Below are 20,975 nucleotides of genomic sequence, written 5' to 3'. Positions count from 1 at the left end.
TTACTACGATGAAACTGTTGAGTCTTTTTACCAATGTTTTTTTAGTTTAGCAATTAGAATATGTAAAGGCTAGGTTATTGGCCATGGCTTATGCACTTATTTGAATAGTCGTTAATTTTCAGTGATAAACAAACCTTTGTTTTCTCTGATGAACTGAATCTTTTTCTGTTTTAAATATGCTGCAAGCTTAAGCCTTTCCGCATCATATTCTTTATCTAAATCATCAAAGTCTTTGGTGTTTTTTGTAATAAAATATTCCTCTGCTATATTCCAATTGTGAGGCACGCCCATAAATTCTTCTATTTCTCCGCGTTTTCTCATTTTTAGATAAGTTCCCAGGCATTGCTCCAGTACTTCTACCATCTTCCTATTGTCCATTAGTCGATAGCCATTGAGGGTATCAACAGCAAAAGCTCCGTTATTCTGGTAAAAGAAGTCCCAATAGCTACCATTAAGACTTAGGTCACTTTCAAAAAGATGTGTGGCAAATACGGCTTGTACGCCAGTTGGTAGAGTTTGCAAAACTGACCGTTCCCATTCCATCAGGTTCTTGCCCTTAGGTGGCTTGCCTGCTTCCTTAAACCTGTTGTAAACGTAATATACTATATTTTGCTCTAGCTCTTCGTCAGCCCATTTGTTAATTTGCTGGGTATTTATGTTTGTGATTTGATGTATTTTCTGATCTAATTCCGACAGAAACATTAAAACAGGATCAGATTTTTTCTGTTCCTGCTTATATTCCTTTTTTAACTCTTGTCTTCTTTTTTTATCCACTTTTAAAATGTTGCACCTCGTTGGACGTATGGGTGATGGTTGAGTATTAAAAAAACGTCAGCCAAAATTTGCACAAGAGTTCAATAGAATTACCAATGTTGCGTTTATAACTGCCGGCCCCACTATTGCCGTACGTTATTGTAAACAGTTTTTATCTTATCATACTTTTTTAAGTTCCATAAGAATAGACTGTAAGGTGTTAATCCCCCAATGCTCCAGGTATTTTCCGTCTTTCAGCCTTACTATGTCAATTACGTCAATTTTAATTTGTTTGCCGGTAGGTTCTATTCCCATCAGCACACCTTGGTGTGTTCCAACAATTGCTTTTCGAGTGGTAACTTTATCGTTCTCTGCAATTTGGTCATAGATTTCTACTTTCAAGTCAGGAAAGGCAGGTCTCAAAATATTATAAAAAGTATTCCACATTCCGTCGGCACCATTAGCGGTTGGCGGTGCGGTTTGGTTTATGAAATCAGGATCTATAAGGGTATTGAACGTTTCCCGATTGCCTTGTTCAATAACTTCCTTGTTGAATTGCCTTACTACTGATTTGTTTTGTTCTAAAATATCCATTTAATAATTAATTGTTTAATTGCTTTGTCGTGTGCAGTTTATAGATGTGCCTGCCTATATACAATTGTCCTGTTTTTTATCGTTTCGCTGTCTTTCTAAATTGCCTTCAACGTACTGGGCTATGGCACGCTTTAGTATACTTTAGGTGTTGTTGTGCAAAGTTTTCACCCCGTAATGTAATTGAAATGCTTTTCAGGATTTTGGCAAATATCTACTAACCTTTCATAGTCGGTATGTGTTGCATAATATTGGTCTCGACTTATTTTTGAAAATGAAAATTTAAAATTTTCATAATTGTGGTCTTCTTTTTTGTCTTGAATCTCTTTTACATTTTCATTTAAATAACTTGCAATAAACTTTATATGATGAAATTGTTGAATCTTTGAGTTGGAGCAGTTGGCAATTACATCGTCTTCTATTTTATCTATAAACATAATTATTGCATTAAGTCTTTTTGCAAAAATTGAAAAGTTTGTCAAATTTCTTGCCTGGTCTGCATGAAGGAAGCCATCCTCTGAAATTTTAGGATAATACTTAGGTGGAGGCGTAGAGTTTTTAATTAAACTTATGAGATTAGATAGTTTTTTATTTGTTTTTCTTTCTTCTATACTCCTATCGACTACTGCTTTAAGGTAAATAGCTATTATACCAAGCAGGAAGGCTATACAGGGACCTATCGCAGAACCATAATCTTTGAAAAATTCTTTCATACAAAATTTGCACAACGGACTTGGTTAAACGACGGGCTAGGCCATCGGCCGCTAACTGACGTTTAGGTGTTGTGCGTGTTGCACAACAAGTTGAAGATATGCGTAAAAGCAGATATTAGCAAATCTTTAGCAAGATGCAGGGTAGAAAGAAATTGGAAGATGAGAAAGAGCTGCATTTTTTACTTTCCGCACATGTACCGGCCCATAACTTTTACCGTTGGCTAAAAGCGCGATTGAATCTTAATTTTCTTTATGAGTTGACGGCTACTTATTATGGCCGTGGTGGGCAGCAGTCGATTGATCCGGTGGTGTTCTTCAAGCTCTGTTTAATTGGCACCAGGAGAACATCATCTCGGATAGGAGACTGATCGAACCTTGTAGTCTGCGGTAAAGGGATGTTGCTGGCGGCTATGGCTTATAATCTCCAGAAATTACAGCATTTTACCGCTAAAATGTGGCAAACTGCTGTAATAGCCTTCCTCCAACCTCTTGAAATTTATTTTAGCTGTTTTTGGAGCAGAAAATAATAAGAACTTGGAAAACGGGCAAAAGCAAATTGGGTAGAACTCTGTTATTCGTAAGTTGTGCAACAGCTACCATTGTTAGGTGCATGCCTTTTCAGATTTGTCTGTTTAAAGATAATTTTTAAATTTGTCGGTATGAGAATGACCGTAATGTTATAAGTATCCTCTCCGAGCTTAGTTCTTAAGCAATGCGCTATATCTATACATGGCGTACCTAATTCTTTTATTCATTTCATTTATTAAAAAACAATAACCCAAGTCCACTGGTCAACAAGAATCTGTTGCCCTGAGGTTGGTTTTCAGTAACAAAAAATCATGTCAGACTTTTTAAGTAAAAAGGAAATAGAGCAATTTATTCAGGACGGTTATGTGCGCCTGGATAGCGCCTTTACTAAGGAAATTGCTAATGCTGCTTTAGATATTCTATGGAATGACCTGCCTTGCGACAGGTCAAATCCATCGACCTGGACGGAGCCCGTTATTCGTTTGGGGATGTACACCCAGGAACCTTTTGTGGAGTCCGTAAATACGCTGAAGCTGCATAATGCTTTTAACCAATTAATTGGTAAAGACAGATGGCTTCCTTGTCGGAATGTAGGAACGTTTCCAATTAGGTTTCCATCGGATAAACAGCCTAATGACACCGGCAAACACGTAGATGCCAGTTTTCCGGGTAATGACCCGAACAACTATTTTGAATGGCGGGTCAATGTCAAATCAAAAGGCCGGGCCTTATTAATGTTAATTTTGTATTCGGATGTTAGCGAAAATGATGCCCCAACAATCATTTATAAAGGCTCTCACTTGGACATGGCAAAACTATTGTCTAAAGAGGGTGATTTAGGCCTTTCTTTTATGGAACTGGCAAACAAGTTAGATGCATTGCCCCAAAGAGAGGAAGTTTATGCCACTGGTAAGGCGGGAACGGTTTACCTATGCCACCCATTTCTGGTTCATGCTGCTCAACCGCACAAAGGAAGTACTCCTAAGTTTATGGCCCAACCACCCTTGTTGTTAAGGGGTGAATTATCAATTTCAGATTCTGAAGTCGGCTATACTCCCGTGGAAAAGGCTATTCGCTTAGCGTTAGATTAACCGGAAGAATGTTGAATCTGAAAAGAGGTTGTTTTTAGCAACCTCTTTTTTTGGGTTGTACATAACGGACCTGGCTATGCGGCTGCGGAGCTGCCGTATAGGTGTTGTTATCTACAGGGCTTTTCTTGGTTAAACATTCCACGTTTATACGCTTCTTGATATAGTTCTGAAAGCCTTTTCCTGTCTCTCTTTCTTAGTCTTTCTTCCTTTCTCGGGGTTACAAAATCATAAATAGCATCGGGAAGCAGAATTATTTCAAAATAGTCACAGTCACCAGTTAGTTCAATTTCTTCGGGATACATACCTATCCAACCAATCGTAAAGGTTTGAATATTAGCTAGAACTTCCAATTCAAATATTCCATCTTGGTCAGCAGTTCCTAACTTTATAGAGTCATTACCAATTACCACTGCGTTAGGTGCCTTCCAAAATTCATGTTCAGCTATATTATTCTCTGATGGAAAATTTGAATTGATAACCTTACCTCTGATTAATTTTGTTTGTCCATAGGTGGCAAGACTAAGAAACATGAACCAAAAAGTTAAAAAGTAATTCATATTCATTTGTTCTTTGCCTTGTAGATAACTACCGGATAAACAGAGTTGTCCCGGTTATCTGCATAATATTATACTCTACTACTCCGTATATCCGCCCAAAAACAACCGATAACCGGAACTTTGCAATATACAACTTTTTAGATATTATCTCACCCCCTGAATACTTCGGTAACAGCTTTAACTAAAGGTAAAAAAAGCAAAACCGCACTTCCCCTTTTGTAAAAAGGAAAAGTGCGGCTCATGTCAAAAATTTTAAATTTTTAAAAATTAAAATAATTCTTGGCGTTGTAGTAGCAGATATCCTGGATTACTTTACCGATCCAGGGCAGGTCATTGGGGAGTTCGCCGTTTTCTACGTCGTCTCCGAACAGGTTGCACAAGATACGGCGGAAGTACTCGTGGCGGGGGAATGACAGGAAACTGCGCGAATCGGTGAGCATGCCCACGAAGCGGCTGAGCAAGCCCATGTTGGAAAGCGCGTTGATTTGTTTGATCATGCCGTCTTTCTGGTCCAGGAACCACCAGCCGGAGCCAAACTGAATTTTACCGGGCACGGAACCGTCGTTAAAATTGCCCACCATGGTCGCCATAAGTTCGTTGTCGGCGGGGTTCAGGTTATACAGAATGGTTTTAGCCAGCCGGTCTTCGCTGTCGAGGCGGGCCAGAAATTTAGATAAAGCCTGGGCTTGCCGGAAATCGCCGATAGAATCCCAGCCGGTATCGGGGCCTAATTGGCGTAACATGCGCGGATTGTTGTTGCGCAAAGCGCCTAAATGGTATTGCTGCACCCAGCCTTTCTCGTGGTCCCAGAGGGCAAACTGAAACAACATATCCGACTTAAACTGCAGTATTTCTTGCGGCGTAAGCGCCTGCTGGTTTTTAATTTTTTTAAAAATTTGCGCTATTTCCGCAGCGGTATACTCTTCGGCGTACAGTTGCTCCAAACCGTGATCGGATACTTTACACCCATTCTGGGCAAAATAATCGTGGCGTTGTTTTAAAGCCGTCAGGTACGCATCGTACGAATCAATATTGGTGTTGGTGAGCGCTTCCAGCCTTTGAATGTAAGCCGCAAGGGCGGGTACATCTTCGGCCTGCATGGCTTTATCGGGCCGGAAAGCGGGCAATACTTTTATCTCGAAGTTGTCTTGTTTTATTTGCTGGTGGTATTCCAGGGAGTCCAGCGGGTCGTCGGTGGTGCATACGGTTTCTACGTTCATGCGGCGCAAGAGTGGGCGCACCGCGTATTCCGGGGTTTGCAGTTGGGCGGTACAGGTTTCGTAAATTTCGCGGGCGTTTTGCTCCGATAAAACATCGTGCACGTTAAAATAGCGCTGCAGCTCCAGATGCGTCCAGTGGTACAGGGGGTTGCGCAGCGTGTACGGCACGGTAGCGGCCCATTTTTCAAATTTTTCGTAATCTGTTTTATCGCCGGTAACAAACGCCTCGGGCACGCCGTTGGTGCGCATGGCCCGCCACTTGTAATGGTCGCCGTACAGCCAGATTTGCGTTAGATTTTGAAACTGGTGATTGCGGGCAATTTGCTCGGGCGGCAAGTGGTTGTGGTAATCAATAATGGGCATATCCCGGGCAAACTCGTGGTACAGGCGTTGGGCCGTTTTGGTTTGCAATAAAAAATTCTCGTCTAAAAACTTTTTCCCGTTTTTAATTGCTTCCGGAGAAGCCGCGAAGGATGCCTGGTTCATGCTTTTTACGGTAAAATTTTAAATTTTTAAAAATTGATAGCGCCGGCAACTTTAGTTGCCGGCAATGCAATGGGTGATTAAATACTTAGAAGTGGTTTTACATTTTTAAAATATGAATTCAGGTTGATCTTCCGGCGGGTTTTCACCGCCCCCGACTTGGGCGCACAACTGGTTGGTGAGAACACCAACCAGGGCAAATTTTTTAAAATTATAATCTGGCAACTAAAGTTGTCGGCAATGCAAAGAGTGATTCGTAATTGAAATTCATTATTTACGAAACAACTGCTTTCTTAGAGACTACCTGTTGCAGCACCGCTTCTACGCCTTTCTCTTCTATTTGAATTAAGTAGTTTGTAACGGCGGCGGCAAAACCGGGTAAAGTTGTTAAATCTATGCCCCATAGTTCTGGGTTTTGTAAAACGTTTCTGGTTACTGCCGCTGGAGTTTCTTGTTGCCAATACTCTTGTAAAAGCGCCGCTTGGTCATCGTTTATCAGGTATTCTTCCTCAGCTAGCTTACCGTAATACTTATTGTTCTCTACTCGGGTTGCCCGCATAAAGTGCAGGTAAGCCGCAAAACCAAAAGCTATTTGCTCTGGTACCTGGTTAAACCGTTCGTAATACTTTAGTAAAACCGGAATGACCCGCATTTTCAATTTGGCGGTATAGTTCATGGTTATACTGAGCCACTGGTGTTCCAGGTGCGGATTCCGGAAGCGGTCGAGTACTTTCGTGGCAAAATCCAGAGCCACCCGCGGCTCTATCAGGTACGGAATGGCCGGGGCAATTTCGTTTTGCATTAAACCGCCGATAAAACCCGCCACTAACTCGTGCGCCATGGCTTGTTTTACGGTTTCCAGTCCGGCCAGAAAAGCTACGCCGCAGCTTAAGGTGTGCGTGCCGTTTAAAAGCCGTAATTTTAACTCCCGGTAAATATCAATATCGGGCGCAATAATTACCCCGGCATCTACGGGAGCAAAAGATAGAACTTGCTGCACTTTTTCGTCGCCCGCAATGGCCCACAACCGATATACTTCCGACATGGTGAGCAGTTCGTCGTGGTAGCCTAGTTCTTGTTCCAAGCCCGCTAATTTTTCCGGATCGGGTTTGCCCGGCACAATGCGGTCCACGAGGGTATTACAGAAAATTGTGCTGGTATTTAGCCAATCCAGAAAACCCGGTTCAGTTACTTGCTCTTCTGCGAGTTGGTACACGATTTCTTTTAATTTCGAGCCATTATCCGGAATCAGTTCGGTGGGTACAATCACCAAACCTTTACTCGGGTCACCGGCAAATGCCTGGTAGCGGGCCCACAATACCGCCAGCAATTTACCGGGGAAAGAAACCGGCGGCTGCCCCTGAATATTATCTTTTACCAGTTGAATGCCTACTTCGGTGGTGTTGGAAATGATTACGCTTAAATCCGAGCTAGCCGCAAATTTTAAAATTTCGGGCCACTGCGAACCTGCCGAAACTACCCGGCTAATGGCCGAGCAAATGATATTTTCTTCTACCGTTTGTCCGTTTTCGATGCCCCGCACGCAAATTGTGTACAAGTTATCCTGCTCGTCAAAAGCCACCGTATCGCCGCGGTCCGTGGATTTCACGACGACTACCCGGCCGTTGAAAATACCCGCCTGGTTAGCCTGGTGAATGAAGTAATCGGGTAAACCACGTAGCAAAACGCCGGTTCCGAACTGCAAAACTTTTTCGGGCAAATGCAGGGTTTCGGGTTTGGGTACCTGCACCTGGCTGGTAATAATATTTTTTAAATTTTCCTGATTTAGGAGCATCGTGCATTTCTATTTAAATGAATACCGGAGAATAAAACCACCTGCTTCGTTCCGGACGGGGCTGAATTCGAGGCAAAAATTTAAAAATTATCGGTTAAATGTCACCTTAAACTAAATCTTAAGAATGCAACGTAAAGCCGATTGAATTGGATAAAAACCGCCGTTAATTCGCTAATATAGATGATTATACTTTTGGAAAGCAGTAAAAAAGTTGCATTTTTTACCGGTAACGATACCGATTAAACCGGCAACGATGCCGGAAATACTACTTTGCGATGTAGTGCGTCGCCTTTTATCAAGTTTGATTTTGAAAGACTTCACCGTTATCTGTTTGCGGAGGAAATAGCTTTACTGGTAGCTGAAAATAGAATTACCCGCGGCTTGATCAACCGTGGGTATTTTTCTAAAAAATAAAATTAGCTTTTCTCCTATCGCGAGCGTCCACGTTCGTGATGATTATCGTTCGGCCACAGGCCAGTAGGAATTTGTTGCCAATTGGCTTTTTGATTAATGTTTAGCTGTTTGCCTGCTGGCTAGCTGCCGTTTAATAACCTTAAAAATTACTTCTGGTCATCACGAGCTCGTCGAGGGAACTAAAGGGACCGTCATGAACGGTAGTATTTAGATTCTTCGCCGGGCTTAGAATGACCGGGAACTAAGGATTTTTAAGATAACATGCCTATTAGCTTTTCCGGGTAGTACTCTTAATCAGACTTTTGGAAAGAAATTTTCCTGCCTAATCTCTTTTAGAAAAAGCTTATTCGCTCGCCCGGCCAGAGGGCTACCGGATAGTAGGCACGAGCGTTGACGCTCGCGCCAGGAAAAGTTATTTTTTAAAAATTACCTAAATCGCTTTACTAAAAACCGGGCTTGTAGCTGGTTGGCTGTTGCGGAGTTTGCCATCGAACACCATGGCGATATTGCGAATAAAGGCTTTACCCCGACTGGTAACCCGCAGCTGATCGGCTTTATTTTGAATTAATCCTTCGGCTTCCATTTGGTTTAACTCAGCAAACGCCTCGTCGGGCAGCAAAGAAATTAATTCTCTGGTCCAGGTTAATTTGCCGGTACAGGTAATGGCCAGGATGGCTTCTTTTAAAATTAAATCTTCCGGACTCAATAAATGGCCTTTAAAAATAGCTAAGCTATTATTGGTAAGGGTAGCTTTATAATCTTCTACTTTTTTCTGGTTTTGCAAATAAGCGTAGCGGGCATCGCTGATGGAGGACGCACCCAGGCCAATGAGTAGATCGGTGTGGCAGGTGGTGTAGCCCATAAAGTTACGGTGCAGGGTGTTATTTTGCCAGGCGTGGTACAGCGGGTCGTGGGGTAAGGCAAAATGGTCCATCCCGATGTCGGTGTAACCCAAAGCCGTTAGTTGTTGCTTACCTAATTCGTACAGAGCACGTTTTGCGTCGTTGTCGGGTAAGTCTTTTTCGGTGTAGCTGCGCTGGCCGGGCTTTACCCAGGGCACGTGGGCGTAGGAGTAAAAAGCAATGCGGTCGGGGCGTAAGGTGGCTACCTGGGCAATGGTAGCGGTAATAGTTTCGGGGGTTTGGTAAGGTAAGCCGTATATTAAATCAAAATTCACCGACTCGTACCCGATTTCGCGCGCTTGTTCGGTTACTCTTAGTACGTTTTCGTAGGGCTGCAAGCGGTTAATGGTTTTCTGCACCCGTAAGTCAAAATCCTGGATACCGAAACTCACGCGCCGGAAACCGCAATCATACAATACCTGTAAGTGCGCTGCTGTGGTATTGTTGGGGTGGCCCTCGAAACTAAATTCCCGCTCCGGATGAATAATTGCGTCCTGGGTAATGCCGTCGAGCAACATTTTTAAATTTTCGGGACTAAAGAAAGTAGGCGTGCCGCCGCCCAGGTGTAATTCCCGAATTATGGGCTTTTCCGGAAACTCGTTCAGGTACATGTACCATTCCTGTAAAACCGCCTGAATGTAGCCCAGCTCGACTCCGTGATTTTTGGTAATACGGGTATTGCAACCGCAATACGTGCACAAAGCTTCGCAGAATGGCAAGTGAATGTACAAGCTTATTCCTTTGGCGGTGTTCGATTCCGTAAACGTACGATTCACGACGGTAAACCATTGTTCCGCGGTGGGCGCTTCTTTATCCCAGAAAGGCACCGTGGGGTAGCTGGTATACCGGGGAGCCGGCACATTGTATTTTTGAATCAACCAGGAAGGCAGCGTTTCCATTTTTTTAAATTTTTTATTTTTTGGTATGCTCGAATAGGCCTAATTCCCTATTTCCAGACAAATTATTTTTTTACAACTGGATTGTTACGGGTTCAGCCGCCGCATGCTGTTTCTTACAGAAGCTGCAATTGCCGGCGCAGGATTTCTTTTTAGCCTGGTACAGGTTCAGCAGCGGAATGGTATGGTTACAGGCCAGGTATTGGGAATAATCTGATTTTAAATACTGATTCGCCAGGTAGGTGTCGCGGGTAGCCACCACGAACAAGTCTATGGGGTTATCCTGAATAAATTCGTCCAAGCCTTTTACCAGGTTTTCTTCTTCTTTCAGGAAATAAGGGGTGCCGGCCGGGGTAATGTAGCGGTGCAGCAAATCGCCTTCTTTTTTTATTTGCGGTACCTTGGCCCGGTCTTTCGGTGCGTAAAAATGGAGTAAGGATACCTCGGCTTTAAAAATACCGGCAAACCGTTTTACCTGCTCAATGGTGCCGGGGTCCTGGTCGGTAAAATCGGTGATAAAGGCCAAATTACGGATGGTTTGATAATTGGCTTTTTCGGGTATCCATAGCAGCGGGTATTGCTCCAGTAATTCCAAAGCCAAAGTTTTTCCCTGAACTTCCAATTGATCCAGTAGGCCGGAACCCGCAATAATTAAATCGGGTTGGTGCACGTTCACCAGCAACGGCAAAGCTTCGGGCCAAGGGTCGTTGGCAATCAAACACTCGGGTTGCAAATTGCTTCCTTCGGTGCCTGAAAAACAAACGTAGCGGTTAGCAAAACTTTGCAGTTTTTGGGCTTGCTGCAAATGGTTGGGCAGTGACAAAGCTATGCCGTTGGTGCTGTAAACCAGTTTAATGGTAGCCTGAACCTGACCAGCCAACTGAACGGCGTATTGATAGGCATTGGCACTGTTTTCCGTTAAATCTGTTAAAACTAAAAGCGTTTGCATGATTCCTATTTTTATATTTTTAAGTCCCAGCCGAGATTAAACCCAAACCAGAATTCTTGATTTTTTAAATTTTAATGACAGTGCGCGGGTGCTGCGGCCGTAGTGGTTTGGCTTTGCCCCAAGACGGGGCTCACGTACGGAATCCCTAAGTTTAAACCGCGCAGAATAAATAATAAGGCTAAAAAGCTGGCGGCATATGGCACCGCCCGATTGAAGAAATGGCGGATGCGGGGTTGCATAAACTTGCCGGTTAAAGAGATTACCAGCATCAGCGGAAAAGTACCCAGGCCAAATAAAAACATATACCCCATAGCGGTGGGTACCGTGGGCATACTTAGCGCCCCGGCCAAAGCAAAATACACAAAGCCACAGGGCAGCAAACCGTTTAATAAGCCCACCACTCCCAAAGACCAGATATTGTTTTTACCAAAAAAGTAGCCGATGCTTTTTTTGATGTATTGCAGGAGTTTGCCTAGGCCGGTAAGTCCCCGGAACTTGGCAAATATGGTAAGCGGCAGCACCAATACCAGCAAAATCAGCACTCCGGATACTACCGATAAGGTTTGCTGAAATACGGCTATCTGCAGGCTTTTCCCGATTAATCCGGCTAAAGTACCCAACAGCGTGTAAGTGGTAATGCGACCCAGATTGTACAGGAGCCGGCCAGCCACATACGACCAGCCAGTGCCCCTGCCCACCGGCAGTGCCAAAGCAATCGGGCCGCACATCCCTACGCAATGGAAACTGCCTAAAATCCCGAAAACAAATCCTGCCCAAATCATGCTATTCCAGGGTTATTTCTTTTTGAAAATAATATGCTTTATCACCAGCCTGCCAGTTTATCTGTACCCGCCACAAACCTTTCTTTAGTTGGCTGGTAGCAATGTGCTGCTGGCGATCAGCGTTTAGTTGCACTGGTAGTTCAAAGTCGAGTTTAGCGCTGGAGGGCCGGAAGAAATGAATGGTGCCGGTTACTTTCTGGTGGGCGAAAGTTTCCGGAAAATCCAGGCTTAACTGCCCGGCCGCCGGCGCCAGCACAAACGTCAGCGGCGCACTTAATGCATTGGTTTCTTTTACCTGGTTGATGTGCTGCTGGTAAGCAATTTCTTTTTTGTAATAATCCTGGCTCACCAGATCCACGTCGGTTTGCATGGCCTGGCGCACCATGTAGCCGATGAAGAAAGCAAACAAAATAAAAGTCGCGATGATGAATTTGGGCCACCAACTGGTGTTGTTTTTATGAATAGTTGCTGTGTTCATTTTCTTGTTTTTTATGGAGTAGTTGCTTTTTGTTAATGCAACTCATAACTCTAAACTTTTAACTTTTAACTAACTTTCCGGTCTCCCCGGCCGACGGGCCGCGTTTGGGCTGTTCGGACGGGCTAAGGAATCTTTCCTCGTTTCACTGCGGAATGCCTCGTTCCTCAGCACCGAATCCTTAGCAGGTCCTCTCAACCCAAACTGGAAAAGCTTTTATTGCAAAATGTTAATAGGAAATAATTTTAAATTTTTCTCTTTTTTCTATTTCTGGCGCGAGCACGTCTCGCTCGTGTCTCACTGTCGTCCGGCCTCTAGCCGTTGGATTTTTTAAATTTTTCATTTTCTACGCTTCCCTCCTTGGCTAAGGAGGGGTTGGGGGTGGTTGCTTTTACTGCCCCGGACCCAGGAACTTGGTTTTTTCGGTGGTTATTAACTTATCGCCGCTGTACACGCCAATCTTAATTTCGGTGCTGGTGCCGTGTAACGCTTTCTGGTCAATTTCCGCAAAAAATACGCCTTCGGTTAAGCCTTGCTCGGGTAATACCAGGTTGTCGCGCACCAGCTTGATATTGCCTTGCGGCTCCAGGAGCCGGAGCGTTATCGGCATTTTCTGCTGGGTTTTGTTGATGATGGAAATGTTGTACAGGTTGCTAATCTGGTTATTTTCTTTTTTCTGGTACAACATGCCCGGCGTGCGCAAAATAGTGGCATCTACGTTGCTGCGGGTTACCAGTAAGCTTACAAAGCCACCCAGTAATAACACCAGTACCGCGCTGATGCTTTTCATGCGGCCGGTTACCCGGAAAGGTTTGTTCTCGGCAATGTTTTCTTCGGAGGCGTATTTAATCAAATCTTTCGGCTTGCCAATCATTTCCATGATGTTGTTGCAGGCATCGATGCAGGCGGTGCAGTTAATGCATTCCATTTGCTGCGCACCGTTCCGGATATCAATGCCGGTAGGGCACACCTGCACGCACTGATGGCAATCTATGCAATCACCGGCCGTACGCACCTGATTTTTGCGGAGCTTTTCGCGGGGTTCGCCGCGCACGTAATCATAGGCAATTACGGTGGTTTTTTTATCCATCATTACGCCCTGCAAGCGACCATAAGGGCACACAATGGTACACACTTGCTCCCGGAAACGGGCAAATACCCAGTAAAAAATACCGGTAAAAACCAGCAAAGAACTTAAGCCACCAATATGGTTTTTCGGGGAGTCGGTAACGATTTCTTTTAAAGCATCTACGCCAATAATGTAGGCCAGGAAGGTATTGGCGATTACAAACGAGATGAGCAGAAAAATGCTGTGTTTGGCCGATTTTTTTAAAATTTTCTCTTGATTCCAGTCGGCTTTATCCAAAGCTTTTTGCTTCATGTGGTCGCCTTCAATCCAGTATTCGATGCGCCGGAAAACCATTTCCAGGAAAATAGTCTGCGGGCAAACCCAACCGCAGAATAAGCGCCCGTACACAATCGTGAACAGGATGATAAATACCACAAAAGCCAAAAACCCGAGCAGCAGCAGAAAGAAATCCTGGGGCCAGAAAATCATCCCGAAAATGATAAACTTCCGTTCCGGGAAGTTCAGCATGAGCAAGGGTAAATTGTTTATTTTTAAAAAGGGCCCAGTAAATAATAAGGCCAGAAAGCCGTAACTGACTAACTTGCGGTACTCATAAAATTTTCCGCTGGGCTTTTTGGGGTACACCCAAACGCGTTTTCCTTCTTTATCTACGGTGGCAATCGAATCCCGAAAGGCTTCTTTATCCACTACTGCCTGACTCATTGTGCTAAATTTTAAATGTGCGGTTTAAAATTTTTCGGCCATGTTTATCGCTTGGCTTCGTTACAAAATTCTGGTTTTTGCTTCCGGATAAAGATGACGGGGATCATGTTGTTTAGTGATTGTTCTCAGAGGAGAACGGGTAGTTTCCCGTTCTCCTGAAGGGCTTTCGCAATTTCAAGAGTATTGTGATTGCTTGTATTTGGTGCAAGTTTTCAAATCCTCGCTGGTTCAAGTTTTCAAACTTGGACCTATCTATAATGTAAAGTCTGTGACTTTACTCCGGCTTTAAGCCGGAACCTGAATCTGCTTTCGTAAGCTGCTGAAAGTCTAATATTTGCGGCTTTTAGAAAGATCAAGGAATGATCGTTTTTTACTGCTTGCTTTTAGAAAGATTTCATCTTTCTATGTAGAAGTTCCATCTTATTTGAACGGGCAGAGTTTGCCTCGTGGCCGGCGGGCCTCGTTTGGCTCTTTCGGGCTGGTCTAAGCTTCCTTTCCTCGACTTCGTCTGCGGAATTTTGCTGCGCAAAACCGGAACCTTAGAAGGCCCTCAATAGCCAAACTGGTGTCAGTTGCTCTTAGCTACTGTTGATCTATGCTCAAACATTATAGTTAGAATGCGCTTATAACAATCTTTTTGACACAACTATGGCGCGGAAGTTACTTCCGTGACTTTCTCTCGCTAGCTTTTTTAAACACCCAACCCTAGCGCAAGTCTTAGCGGAAGGAGACTTGAGACTTATGGCCAAATGCTAGTCTCCCGCCTGGCGAATTGTAAACCATTTTACTTCAGTCAGGAGGCTGACCTGAGCTCTTATGCACAAGTAACGCTTTGCTTAACACCTGCGCGAGCAAATGTTGGATTTGCACAGCTGATACAATACAGCTTATTTACCAGGCAAAGAGGAGATGAAAACCAATCAAAATTTTAAAATTTAATTTTTTGGGAGCAAAGGATGGTTGCAGTATAAACAGAAAAAGGTGAGGGAAACCCTCACCTCTTAGATTTATGAATAATTAAACTACTTTTCTTTTTCACCTTGCGGGGCCTTCGCGTTGGGCGGGTTGGTGCCTTTTACGCTCAGGATATAACTGGCTACTTCCAGAATCTGGTCGTCGGAAAGTTTGCCTTGCCAGGCCACCATGCCTTTGCTGGTTACCCCGTATTTAATGGTTTTAAAAACCGCGTTCACGTCGCCGCCATGCAACCAGTATTCGTCAGTTAAGTTAGGGCCTACTATACCTTCCGCTTTTTGACCGTGACAGGCGGCGCAGTTTTGGGTAAAAGTTGCGTGACCGGCTTCCAGTCGGGGAGCTTCGATTAAAGGTTTATAATCGGTTTTTTCGTTGGCATTTCCCGTTAAATCTCCCGGATGCAGCAAGGCGGCTTGTTGCATTTCGGTTTCGTATTCCTGAATCTGCAATTGTCCGTTCTGGAAAACGTGGTAGTTAAACAGGTAAATCACCCCAAATACCGCCGTAGCATAGAACATGGCCTTCCACCAGGGCGGCAAATCGTTATCGAATTCGTGAATGCCATCGTAGGAATGGTCTTCCATTAAAATATCGTGGGCTTTACCGGTGAAAGTGGTCGTGTCGCCGCGGAACAAACCGATGAACCGGGCCATGGCCGTATTTTGCCTAGCCGGATGGTCGTAGAAATGAAACAACAAGGGCAAAGCCTGAATAAAAACCGCTGCCATAAAACCCACAACCACCAGGAACAGAAATACCATTAACACCAGGGGAAGCAAAGTACTGGCCGGTAATTGCGCTGTTTTTTCAGCTGCTTTCGTCGCCTCCTGGGCGTGGGCGAAGTGAGAAAGTACCAGCAAACTACCCAGCAAAGTTGTTCTTAACCGGTGATTAACAAAAAAATTAAAATTTTTCATGACGCCAGCTCTCCTATTCCGCCCTGCGGATTATTCTCGTTTACTAAAGGCATTTCGCTCATGGCCGCCACGTGCTTTTTATCCACGAAGATGACGTAAAGCGTTAAGCCCAGAAAAAAAACAAAGAAGATGACAAAGGAGATCAAAGGATAAATCTCGATGCCAGCGATGGATTGTAATACGTTTTTATACATGATTCTTTTGGGTTGCAGGTTGCAGGTTGTATTGATTTCAGGTTACAGGTGGCAGATTGGTAGTTTTTTTGTCCCCCTTAGGAGGGGGCAGAGGGAGGATTCTTTAGCCGTTACTTTCCACTACAGCTAATCTACTTTCAACCACCCCCAACCCCTCCTTAGCCAAAGAGGGGAGCTTGCGCGAAGGCAATGTTCTTCTTTTAAAAGTATGCTGGCTGAAATTTTTCCGGGCCTTTATCCTTCCCCTACCCCCTCCAAAGGGGGACTTTTTTCTTTATTGCCAGTCTTCGCTCACTTTCTGCTATGGTTCAACCTCTGTCTGATTATTTTTTTAAATTTTTCATTTTTCCCAGCTCCCCTCCTTGGCTAAGGAGGGGTTGGGGGTGGTTGATTTTATTTGTTTAAGATGTGAAGAACTCTAGTTCAAGCTTCTGCTGCCTCTCCTCCCCTGTTCTTAGGGGAGGTGCCGCAGGCGGAGGGGTTGATCAATTGGTTTCTTTCACTTTTATATCTGTTCCCAGGCGTTGCAGGTAGGCAATCAGGGCGACGATTTCTTTATCTGGTTTAACCTCTATTTTTTCCAGGGCTAGTTCTGCGGCTATTTTTTCGGCTTGTTTTTGCAGGTCGGCGTTGGCCTGTTTTTCGTAGCCTTCCGGATACGGGGTGCCTAGTTTACGGAGCGCGTTTATTTTGGCTTCGGTAGTCGAGATATCCAGGGTTTGATCAAACAACCACGGGTATGGCGGCATAATAGAGCCCGGTGACATACTAGTGGGGTCGAGCATATGGTGGTAGTGCCAGCTATGCGGGTACTTGCCGCCTACCCGGTGCAAATCCGGACCGGTACGTTTCGAGCCCCACAAGAACGGACGATCGTACACGAACTCGCCGGCTTTGGAGTATTCCCCGTAGCGCTCGGTTTCGGAGCGGAACGGCCGTACCATTTGGGTGTGGCAGTTCACGCAGCCTTCCCGGATATACACGTCGCGACCTTGTAATTCCAGCGACGTATAAGGCTTCACGGCGGCAATGGTGGGTACGTTCGAGTCGATCAGGAAAGTCGGGATCATTTCCACGGCTCCGCCAATCAGGATGGCAACGGTTGCCCAAACAGCCAGTTGTATCGGACGGCGCTCAATCCAGCGGTGCCAGTGCCCATCGTGGTGCGGACCTTTTACGGCTGGCATTAACGGCGCAGCGTGCGCTTCTTCGTTGGCTAATAATTTACCGGCTTTCACGGTTTTTACCACGTTGTAAATCATGATAAACACGCCGGCTAAGTACAACACGCCACCAATACCGCGCATGTAATACATGGGTACCAGTTGCAGCACGGTTTCCAGGAAGTTAGAGTATTGCAGCAATCCTTCTTTGGTAAACTGTTTCCACATCAAACCTTGCGTGAAACCGGCCCAGTACATCGGGATGGCGTAAAACAATATACCCAGGGTGCCTAACCAGAAGTGGGTATTGGCTAATTTTTTAGAATATAATTTCGTCTGGAAAATGCGGGGCAACAACCAATAGAGAATACCAAATGTCAGGAAACCGTTCCAGCCCAGGGCGCCTACGTGTACGTGGGCCACAATCCAGTCGGTGAAGTGGGCAATAGCGTTTACGTTTTTCAAAGAAAGCATCGGGCCTTCGAAAGTCGCCATACCGTAAGCCGTAATAGCAACTACCATAAACTTCAGCACCGGTTCTTCGCGTACTTTATCCCAGGCACCGCGCAGGGTTAACAACCCGTTAATCATCCCGCCCCAGCTTGGCGCAATCAGCATCACCGAGAAAACGACACCTAAACTTTGCGCCCAGTCCGGTAAAGCAGTATATAACAAGTGGTGCGGACCGGCCCAGATGTAAATAAAGATCAAGGACCAGAAGTGAATAATAGATAAGCGGTAGGAATATACCGGGCGGTTAGCGGCTTTGGGTAAGAAGTAGTACATCATGCCCAGGTAAGGCGTGGTTAAGAAAAAGGCCACCGCGTTGTGGCCGTACCACCACTGCACCAGCGCGTCCTGCACCCCGGCGTAAGCCGAATAACTTTTTAAGAAAGTAACCGGCATTTCGAAAGAGTTTACAATGTGCAGCACCGCTACGGTTAAAAAAGTAGCAATGTAAAACCAGATACCCACGTACAAGTGGCGTTCGCGGCGTTGCAGAATAGTACCAAACATGTTCCAGCCGAATACGACCCACACCAGCGTAATGGCAATATCAATGGGCCACTCCAGCTCGGCGTATTCTTTAGAGGTGGTGTACCCAAGCGGCAAGGTAATTACCGCCGACACAATAATGAGCTGCCAGGCCCAGAAATGGATTTTACTGAGTGTATCCGAGTACATCCGGGTTTTGCAGAGGCGTTGCAGGGAGTAATACACTCCCATAAAAATACCGTTGCCCACAAAGGCGAAAATTACCGCGTTGGTATGCAGGGGCCGTACGCGGCCGAACGTGGTATATTGGGTACCCATATTTAGTTCGGGGCGGGCCAGCTGAAAGGCTATAATGACCCCGATGAGCATACCGGCCACCCCCCAAAAAAGGGTGGCATAACCGAAGTCGCGGACAATCTTGTTATCGTAAAAGAATTTATCCAGCAAACTGTCCTGCTCGGCGTAAAGCGGCTGATTGGGAAGAGTAATTGTTTGCGTTAACATGTGCGTGTTAGTTTTAGAACACCACAAATATCCGCAAGAGGCTTAGGCTAAAAGATGACGTACGTCAGTTTAGGGGGTGATTGTTGTCAGGGGGAGATTATAAAAAAGCTTAGCGATTCTAGAGTTTTCAGTAATTAGACTGTTTTAGGATTAGGTATACAATACATTTAATTCAATGTATTTATAAAATTTTATATACTGCATCTAAAAATCCTTTTAAATTTATAAATTAAGAAGCAAAAAATATTTACAAGCTATTTTCCCTTATTAGAAAATTTTATGATCGAGAACAATTGGTGGGATCCTTTATTAAGTAGTAAAGAAGCTGATTCTGAAATAATCTCAGCAGCTCAAAAAAGAGAAATAAAAAATATTTTAAAATCCTACGTAGGAATGTATGATTCGTTTTCTGAATTAATACAAAATGCTATGGATGCCGTCGATAAACGGGCTGCATTAAAACTGGATTCTAATTATTTTAAAAAGATTTGGCTAACAATAGATTTATCGGAAAATTCTTTTTCTATAACAGATAATGGAATTGGTTTCAATGAAAAAGAATTTAAATCTTTTTTAGCGCCTAATATTTCCTTTAAAGGAGATAGTGAATCAAGGGGTAACAAAGGTGTTGGCGCAACATATATTGGATATGGATTTGATTATTTGCAGTTTGGAACTAAGGGTAATGGTCATACTTATTCAGGTGAATTGATAGGGGGAAGAGATTGGGTTGAAGATTACAGAGGTATCAAAACTAGACCGATTGTTAAACCTGTTAAGATAAATAACGAGGATTTTGATAAAATTGAAAGAGGGTCTACTTTTAAAATAAAGTTTGGTGGAGAAAATACTAGACCCAAAGACCTTTCCTGGTACACGGCCACCACTCCAGACCAGTGGATGTATTTATTATTAGTTAAAACCCCACTAGGAAGTATCGATTACCTAACTGGTGGCAATTCATGTATTAAGTTTGATTTAAAGGTAATAATGAAAAGCGGTGAAGAAAATACCTTAACAGACATAGAAGCTAAATATTTATACCCCCACCTTAAAATCAAAGCAAGTGTTAATTTAAAGGAAGTTTTAACAGCTCAACAGACACTTATAAAACAAGGAAAGGATGCATCAAAGATCCCTCAAAAATTCTCTAAATCTAATGGCCTTTATGAATTTTTCACTACTGAGGAGTTAAAAGAATTAAGAAATGGCGAAAAGGAATTTGAAAATCATATAGAAGAATATAAAATTGAGGCATATGGCTATTTTACCTATTCAACTTCTGTATGGGACCAATTCAATGATTCAATTGCCAAATTAAGAAGAGGGTATAGAGTACTAAAAGGAGGGCTTCAATTGGCTAATAATCATATGCCTCAAGGAGAACTTATTGCAATCCCTTTAACTTCCAATATTGGATACCAGAATCAATGCCACGTAATTGTTCATTTCAAGGATGCGGATCCAGATTTAGGGAGGAAGGGCTTTCAACCTGAATTAAAAGAAACTGCCGAAAAGATTTCAGTTTCAATTGTAAATAGATTTAAAAAATGGAAAGATTTATTAAAAACAGACACAGGTGTAAAACCGGACATTGTTAAAGAAGTTGAATTGCATGAATGGATAAAGCAGCAAGAATACCACGAGAGTACTAAGCCCCTGATTTTAAATAATAAGAATTTTTTTGCACCAATTAATGAAATTTCTATTACATCGGAACCTCAGTCTGAACAAGATGTAATTGTTTTATTTAATCAATTAATTGCTGGTGGCGTAATAAGAGGAATTAAGCTTTTAGCAACAAGTCAGACAAAACAATATGATGGAGTATACAAATTTGTAGTAAAGGAACCAATATCTAATCACGTGTTTGATAAAGAACTTAATCCTTTAGGAGTCGAAGAATTACATTTTAAAACTGAACATACTAGTCCTCCAAAAATATTGGAATACAAATATAATCTTGACGCTCTTATTCATGAATTTGAAAGTGGATATAAAAATGAAAAAGATATTCATTTAGTAATTACTTGGGAAATGGGAACTGAATGGAGAAAAAACTATGAAGCAATTTCATTTCTTGATTTAGATAATTTGCATCAACGGGACTTTCATGGGCTTACTCATGTACTCAATTCCGGTAATACTAATTTTTATGTCATTGCATTAAAAGAACTTATAATATTTCTGAATGATGTAGATAATGTACAAAGCTATCACAGAGAATTATATGGAGAGAATATTTTCTTATAGAAATCAAGATAACCTTCAGCTAGTAGTTTTCT

At 43.5% G+C, this 20,975-nt stretch carries 16 protein-coding genes and 1 pseudogene; 3 read left to right on the top strand and 14 right to left on the bottom strand.

Annotated elements, in window-relative coordinates; genetic code table 11:
- Positions 1 to 111: 111 nt before the first annotated feature.
- The 3 genes from HUW51_RS13325 to HUW51_RS13315 all read right to left on the bottom strand — a co-directional run bounded on the left by HUW51_RS13325 (position 112) and on the right by HUW51_RS13315 (position 2,057).
- The gene (locus tag HUW51_RS13325; protein ID WP_185270136.1) at positions 112 to 774 is read right to left on the bottom strand and encodes a DMP19 family protein; all 663 of its coding nucleotides are present in this window, start codon (positions 772 to 774) and stop codon (positions 112 to 114) included.
- 159 nt (positions 775 to 933) lie between these two features.
- Positions 934 to 1,347 carry an ester cyclase gene (locus HUW51_RS13320; protein ID WP_185270135.1) on the bottom strand — a complete coding sequence of 138 codons (414 nt, stop codon included), beginning with the start codon at positions 1,345 to 1,347 and terminating at the stop codon, positions 934 to 936.
- Positions 1,348 to 1,511: 164 nt separating this feature from the next.
- Positions 1,512 to 2,057, bottom strand: a complete 546-nt coding sequence (locus HUW51_RS13315; RefSeq protein WP_185270134.1) for a hypothetical protein — start codon at positions 2,055 to 2,057, stop codon at positions 1,512 to 1,514.
- 134 nt (positions 2,058 to 2,191) lie between these two features.
- On the opposite strand from HUW51_RS13315, the pseudogene HUW51_RS24970 reads away from it, so the two are divergent.
- Together HUW51_RS24970 and HUW51_RS13310 are read left to right on the top strand one after the other, a co-directional pair.
- A pseudogene (locus tag HUW51_RS24970) lies at positions 2,192 to 2,445 on the top strand (transposase); the annotation flags it as partial.
- Positions 2,446 to 2,896: 451 nt separating this feature from the next.
- Positions 2,897 to 3,676 (top strand): phytanoyl-CoA dioxygenase family protein, encoded by a 780-nt coding sequence (locus HUW51_RS13310; RefSeq protein WP_185270133.1) that lies wholly within the window; start codon positions 2,897 to 2,899, stop codon positions 3,674 to 3,676.
- A 107-nt stretch (positions 3,677 to 3,783) separates the two neighbouring features.
- Here the strand turns inward: HUW51_RS13310 and HUW51_RS13305 are convergent, their stop codons facing one another.
- The 11 genes from HUW51_RS13305 to ccoN all read right to left on the bottom strand — a co-directional run bounded on the left by HUW51_RS13305 (position 3,784) and on the right by ccoN (position 18,690).
- Positions 3,784 to 4,206, bottom strand: coding sequence for a hypothetical protein (locus HUW51_RS13305; RefSeq protein ID WP_185270132.1), 423 nt, complete (start codon positions 4,204 to 4,206; stop codon positions 3,784 to 3,786).
- Positions 4,207 to 4,493: 287 nt separating this feature from the next.
- The gene (uxaC, locus tag HUW51_RS13300) at positions 4,494 to 5,939 is read right to left on the bottom strand and encodes a glucuronate isomerase (protein ID WP_185270131.1); all 1,446 of its coding nucleotides are present in this window, start codon (positions 5,937 to 5,939) and stop codon (positions 4,494 to 4,496) included.
- 271 nt (positions 5,940 to 6,210) lie between these two features.
- Complete coding sequence (locus tag HUW51_RS13295; protein ID WP_185270130.1) at positions 6,211 to 7,731, bottom strand: tagaturonate reductase; 1,521 nt, start codon at positions 7,729 to 7,731, stop codon at positions 6,211 to 6,213.
- Between the two features lie 844 nt (positions 7,732 to 8,575).
- Complete coding sequence (gene hemN / locus HUW51_RS13290; RefSeq protein ID WP_185270129.1) at positions 8,576 to 9,946, bottom strand: oxygen-independent coproporphyrinogen III oxidase; 1,371 nt, start codon at positions 9,944 to 9,946, stop codon at positions 8,576 to 8,578.
- A gap of 70 nt (positions 9,947 to 10,016) precedes the next feature.
- Entirely contained in the window at positions 10,017 to 10,892 is an 876-nt protein-coding gene (locus HUW51_RS13285) for a universal stress protein (protein WP_185270128.1), read from the bottom strand.
- Between the two features lie 71 nt (positions 10,893 to 10,963).
- Positions 10,964 to 11,674, bottom strand: a complete 711-nt coding sequence (locus HUW51_RS13280; protein WP_185270127.1) for a sulfite exporter TauE/SafE family protein — start codon at positions 11,672 to 11,674, stop codon at positions 10,964 to 10,966.
- Position 11,675: 1 nt separating this feature from the next.
- A complete protein-coding gene (locus HUW51_RS13275; RefSeq protein ID WP_185270126.1) occupies positions 11,676 to 12,152 on the bottom strand; it encodes a FixH family protein in 477 nt (158 codons plus the stop codon).
- A 388-nt stretch (positions 12,153 to 12,540) separates the two neighbouring features.
- Positions 12,541 to 13,941: a cytochrome c oxidase accessory protein CcoG gene (gene ccoG, locus HUW51_RS13270; RefSeq protein WP_185270125.1), complete on the bottom strand. Its 1,401-nt coding sequence runs from the start codon at positions 13,939 to 13,941 to the stop codon at positions 12,541 to 12,543.
- Between the two features lie 1,022 nt (positions 13,942 to 14,963).
- On the bottom strand, positions 14,964 to 15,833 hold the full coding sequence (locus HUW51_RS13265; protein WP_185270124.1) for a cbb3-type cytochrome c oxidase N-terminal domain-containing protein: 870 nt from the start codon (positions 15,831 to 15,833) through the stop codon (positions 14,964 to 14,966).
- A complete protein-coding gene (locus HUW51_RS13260) occupies positions 15,830 to 16,027 on the bottom strand; it encodes a hypothetical protein (protein ID WP_185270123.1) in 198 nt (65 codons plus the stop codon). The genes HUW51_RS13265 and HUW51_RS13260 overlap by 4 nt, the downstream gene beginning before the upstream one ends.
- A gap of 485 nt (positions 16,028 to 16,512) precedes the next feature.
- Positions 16,513 to 18,690, bottom strand: coding sequence for a cytochrome-c oxidase, cbb3-type subunit I (ccoN, locus tag HUW51_RS13255; protein ID WP_185270122.1), 2,178 nt, complete (start codon positions 18,688 to 18,690; stop codon positions 16,513 to 16,515).
- A gap of 279 nt (positions 18,691 to 18,969) precedes the next feature.
- Here ccoN and HUW51_RS13250 point away from each other — a divergent pair, with 279 nt between their 5' ends.
- A complete protein-coding gene (locus tag HUW51_RS13250) occupies positions 18,970 to 20,943 on the top strand; it encodes an ATP-binding protein (RefSeq protein ID WP_185270121.1) in 1,974 nt (657 codons plus the stop codon).
- The last annotated feature ends 32 nt before the right edge of the window (positions 20,944 to 20,975 follow it).

Source organism: Adhaeribacter swui (genome assembly GCF_014217805.1).
Lineage (GTDB): Bacteria > Bacteroidota > Bacteroidia > Cytophagales > Hymenobacteraceae > Adhaeribacter > Adhaeribacter swui.
This window is presented reverse-complemented; position numbering and strand designations above follow the sequence as displayed.

Excerpts from the sequence above, each read along its gene's own strand:
- HUW51_RS13260 (WP_185270123.1), bottom strand. The coding sequence starts at position 16,027 with ATGTATAAAAACGTATTACAATCCATCGCTGGCATCGAGATTTATCCT.
- HUW51_RS13285 (WP_185270128.1), bottom strand. The coding sequence starts at position 10,892 with ATGCAAACGCTTTTAGTTTTAACAGATTTAACGGAAAACAGTGCCAAT.
- hemN (WP_185270129.1), bottom strand. The coding sequence starts at position 9,946 with ATGGAAACGCTGCCTTCCTGGTTGATTCAAAAATACAATGTGCCGGCT.
- HUW51_RS13295 (WP_185270130.1), bottom strand. The coding sequence starts at position 7,731 with ATGCTCCTAAATCAGGAAAATTTAAAAAATATTATTACCAGCCAGGTG.
- ccoG (WP_185270125.1), bottom strand. The coding sequence starts at position 13,941 with ATGAGTCAGGCAGTAGTGGATAAAGAAGCCTTTCGGGATTCGATTGCC.
- uxaC (WP_185270131.1), bottom strand. The coding sequence starts at position 5,939 with ATGAACCAGGCATCCTTCGCGGCTTCTCCGGAAGCAATTAAAAACGGG.
- HUW51_RS13305 (WP_185270132.1), bottom strand. The coding sequence starts at position 4,206 with ATGTTTCTTAGTCTTGCCACCTATGGACAAACAAAATTAATCAGAGGT.
- HUW51_RS13250 (WP_185270121.1), top strand. The coding sequence starts at position 18,970 with ATGATCGAGAACAATTGGTGGGATCCTTTATTAAGTAGTAAAGAAGCT.
- ccoN (WP_185270122.1), bottom strand. The coding sequence starts at position 18,690 with ATGTTAACGCAAACAATTACTCTTCCCAATCAGCCGCTTTACGCCGAG.
- HUW51_RS13310 (WP_185270133.1), top strand. The coding sequence starts at position 2,897 with ATGTCAGACTTTTTAAGTAAAAAGGAAATAGAGCAATTTATTCAGGAC.
- HUW51_RS13315 (WP_185270134.1), bottom strand. The coding sequence starts at position 2,057 with ATGAAAGAATTTTTCAAAGATTATGGTTCTGCGATAGGTCCCTGTATA.
- HUW51_RS13320 (WP_185270135.1), bottom strand. The coding sequence starts at position 1,347 with ATGGATATTTTAGAACAAAACAAATCAGTAGTAAGGCAATTCAACAAG.
- HUW51_RS13280 (WP_185270127.1), bottom strand. The coding sequence starts at position 11,674 with ATGATTTGGGCAGGATTTGTTTTCGGGATTTTAGGCAGTTTCCATTGC.
- HUW51_RS13275 (WP_185270126.1), bottom strand. The coding sequence starts at position 12,152 with ATGAACACAGCAACTATTCATAAAAACAACACCAGTTGGTGGCCCAAA.
- HUW51_RS13265 (WP_185270124.1), bottom strand. The coding sequence starts at position 15,833 with ATGAAAAATTTTAATTTTTTTGTTAATCACCGGTTAAGAACAACTTTG.